Genomic DNA, 3,931 nt, shown 5'->3' on the forward strand with positions numbered 1-3,931 from the left:
TGGCCTTGGTTAAAAGTTTGGTACAAAAGTTAATCGGTGGCCTTGGCAGCTGCCGCCTTTCGGTGCGCGTGGATGACCACCTTTCGGTGGCGTAAGTACTTGTAGAGGGTGACCTTGGAGATGTCCAGACGCCGGGCAATCTCGTTGACACCGAGCTGCTGCTCACGGTAGAGCGTTTCGGCGATGATAGCCGTGCGTTCGGCCTGCTCGGAGAGGCCCCGCTGGCGGCCGCCGACCCGGCCCCGGGCGCGGGCCGCGGCTAGCCCGGCGTGGGTGCGCTCGCGAATCAGCTCCCGCTCGAACTCGGCCAGGGAGGCAAACAGGTTAAACACGAGCCGCCCCTGGGCAGAGGTCGTGTTGATGGCGTCGGTGAGGGAAACCAGGCCCACCCCCAATTGCTGGAAGTCGCCCACCACCTGCAGCAGGTGCTTGAGCGAGCGCCCCAACCGGTCGAGCTTGTAGATGTAGACCGTGTCGCCGGTGCGCAGCTGCGTCAGCAGGCGTTCCAATTCGGGGCGGGTGGTGCTGGCGCCCGAGACCTTCTCCTGGTAGATGGTTTCGCAGCCCGCTTTGTTCAGGGCATCGAGTTGCAGTTCCAGGTGCTGGTCGCGGGTGGAGACCCGAGCGTAGCCGATTTTCATGGGGTAAAGTACAGGTTATCCGTTGCGAAGGTACCCTTTTTTGTACTTTGATTGCTGAACAAGTTTTCTGTACCAAATCGGTTAGTTTTGGCGTGGCTTTGCCTTGGCGGACCTCGCCTGTCGACTTGTACAGAAATACGTTCGTTTTACTGTACAGGCCAGGGGGCTACTTTTAGGATTTATTCCCCTCCTAATGGCCCGCCACTTGCCTTTACTCGATGCGACCCAGCGTCGCATGTTTGACCAGCCCCCGGTCTTCAATCCGCCGCAACGGCTACTCTTCTTCGCTTTGCCCGACTGGGCTACCCAGTTTCTGGATACGCTGCTGGCGCCGCACAGCCGGGGCGGCTTCGTGTTGCAAGTCGGCTACTTCAAGGCGACCGGGCGCTTCTTTCCCGTTGACCGATTTCTGCCGGCCGACCAGGCGTACGTGCAGCAGCGTTACCACTTGGGAGCGGTCGAGTGGGCGCGCTACGACAAGGTCACCCGCTTCTACCACCGGGAGCAGATTCTGCTGCAATTCGGGGTACCGCCCTTCGAGCAGGTCGAAGCCGCCGTGCGGCAGCAAGTGACGCATTTTGCCCGCCAGCAGATGAACCCGGTGGCGGTGTTTCACTCCGCCGCCGATTACATCCGCGCCCATCGCTGGGAAGTGCCGACCTACGCGGCGCTGGCCGGCTTCGTCACGGAGGCCTTCCGCACGGTCGAGCAACAGCTCGTCACGCAGCTCGCACGCTACCTAACGCCGGCCGTGCGCCAGCAGCTGGACACCTTGTTTACCACGGAAGAAGATGCCCCAGCTCATTCGCACCGGCCCTACCGCCTGACCACGCTCAAGCGCAGCCTGGAGCTGATGCGCCCAACGGCTATCCGCGCCAACGTGCAGGACTACGCCGTGCTGCAGACGCTGTTCACCCAGGTGCACCCCGTGGTGCAGGCCCTGGACTTATCGGAGGAGGTCGTGCGCTACTATGCCCGCTACGTCGAGCGGACGCAGGTTTTTCAGGTGCAGCAGCAGGCCGACAAGAAGTACCTGATGGTGCTCTGCTTCGTGGTCTACCAGTACTACCAGGTCGGCGACCTGCTGACCGAAACGCTGCTGCAGGCCGTGCAAACCCACCGCAACGCCGCCCAACGGGAAACGCAGGCGCGCGTCTACCGCCAGCAGCAGGACTCGGCCGGCCAGCTGCGCCAGGTGCTGGAAGGCGTGGTCAGCCATGGGGTGGCGCTGGCGCGGTTGGAAGAAGTCGCCTTTTCGTTTGCGCGCACCAACGAGGAGAAGGTGACGGCCTTGCTGGCTTGGTTGCAAACCCCGGCCGTGGCGGATTTTGCGCAACTGGGCCACACGGCGCAGCAGTTACGCAAAGGCGGCGGAGGCAGTCGCATCGGCCCGTATTATCAGGTCGTGGAGGAGCGCTCGCGCGCCCTCCAGCGCCGGCTGGGCGAGATTTTGCGCCGCGTGGGCTACGAAGGGGCGGCCGATAGCCCGCTGGCGCAGGCCCTTGCCCAGTACCGGGCGCGGGACGGACAGGTGAGCGCTCAGCCCCCGACGACCTTTTTGAAAGCCGCGGAACGGGCCGCCCTGGCGCTGGCCGAAAGCCCCGTTTCCCTGTACAAGGCCCTGCTGGCCGGCCATGTGGCCGACCATCTGAAAGCCGGCAAGCTGAACCTGGCCCACTCGCTGCGCTACCGCCCCTTCGACACCTACCTGCTGGAGGCCGCCACGTGGGAGCAGCAGCGGGACGCGTTGCTGGCGCAAACGGACCTCGTGCACCTTCGCGAGCCGGGGCCTTGGTTGAGCGAGTGGCAAGCCAAACTGGCCACCGCTTTCGCTCGCACCTGTGAGCGGCTGGACGCCGGCACCAACCCCGGCGTGCGGGCGCGCGCCAACGGGCGACCCCGCTTCCTGACGCCGGCCCGGCCCCTGGACGAGGACGCCCCAGTAGCGCGGCCGCTGTTTCCCGGGCCGGGGCTGATTTCGCTGCACGAGGTGCTGCACACGGTCAATCAGAAGTGCCGCTTCACCGACTGCCTCACGCACTGGAGCCCGCGCAATCGGCCGGCCCGACCCGCTGAGCGGGTCTTCTTCGCCGGGGTCATGGCCTACGGCTGCAACCTGGGCCTGACGCGCATGGCCCACGCCACCAAGCACGTGGCCCAGTCCGCGCTGGAAAACACAGTCAATTGGTATTTCTCGCTCGACAACCTGCGCCAGGCCAACGACGCGGTTATCGCGCTGACGGGCAAGCTGCCCGTTAGCCGCCTCTTCCAACGCCACCCCGAGGCGGTGCACACGTCCTCCGATGGCCAGAAGTACTACGTGGCCGTCGATTCGATTCACGCTACGCATTCGTACAAGTATTTCGGCCAGGAGAAGGGCATCGTTTCCTACGGCTTTCTCGACGACCGCCACCGGCTCTTCTACTCGACCACGTTTAGCTCGTCCGAACGCGAGGCCGCCTATCTGGTGGATGGCTTGCTGCACAACGACGTCGTCGAGTCCACCATCCACAGCACCGATACCCACGGCTTCACGGAAGTCAATTTCGCCCTCACCGCCTTGCTGGGGATTGAATTCGCGCCGCGCATCCAATCCTTTCAGGACCAGCAGCTCTACGCCTTCGCCGGCACGGACGTGCCCGACCTGACGGCCTACGGCCTGGCCCCGGTCAAGTACATCGACCACACCCTTATCGCGGCCCAGTGGGACACGCTGCTGCGGCTGGTGGTAAGCCTCAAGCAAAAGCACGTCACGGCTTCCACGCTGCTGCGCCGGCTCAATTCCTACTCCCAGCAGCACCCCGTCTACCTGGCCCTGCGCGAGTTAGGGCGGGTGGTGCGCACCGAGTTTCTGCTCCGCTACATGGACGACCAAAGTCTGCGCAAGCGCATCGACGAGCAGCTGGATAAGCTGGAGAGCACCCATACCTTCGCCCGGGCCGTATTCTACGGCCAAAACGGCCAGATTCCCTACGCCGGCAAGGAAGAGCAGCAGTTGGCTGACGTCTGCAAACAGTTGGTGCAGAATGTGATTGTGTGCTGGAATTGTCTCTACTTAAACCAATACTTATTTCTGGCCCCACCCGCCGAGCGCCAGTCGGTGGCCGACGCCATTGCCGCCAGCTCGCCCGTGAGTTGGCAGCACATCAACCTGCACGGCGAATTTGACTTCTCAGGTGAGGCCCTCAAAGACTCCCTCCGCTTTGACATCGAAGCCCTCTTCGCCTTCAACTGGGAGCAAACTCCGCCTCCGTCCACTTAACTTTTGGACCATACTTTTAACCAAGGCC

2 protein-coding genes are annotated in these 3,931 nt (G+C 63.5%); one reads left to right on the forward strand and one right to left on the reverse strand.

Going from position 1 to position 3,931, the window contains the following annotated elements; all coding sequences use genetic code 11:
- Positions 1-29: 29 nt before the first annotated feature.
- Positions 30-641 carry a recombinase family protein gene (locus BEN47_RS19330; RefSeq protein WP_070730919.1) on the reverse strand — a complete coding sequence of 204 codons (612 nt, stop codon included), beginning with the start codon at positions 639-641 and terminating at the stop codon, positions 30-32.
- A gap of 193 nt (positions 642-834) precedes the next feature.
- Between BEN47_RS19330 and BEN47_RS19335 the strand changes: the two genes are divergently transcribed.
- Positions 835-3,903, forward strand: a complete 3,069-nt coding sequence (locus BEN47_RS19335; protein ID WP_083322613.1) for a Tn3 family transposase — start codon at positions 835-837, stop codon at positions 3,901-3,903.
- Positions 3,904-3,931: the final 28 nt, after the last annotated feature.

Origin of the sequence: Hymenobacter lapidarius, assembly GCF_001816145.1 — a bacterium.
GTDB lineage: Bacteria > Bacteroidota > Bacteroidia > Cytophagales > Hymenobacteraceae > Hymenobacter > Hymenobacter lapidarius.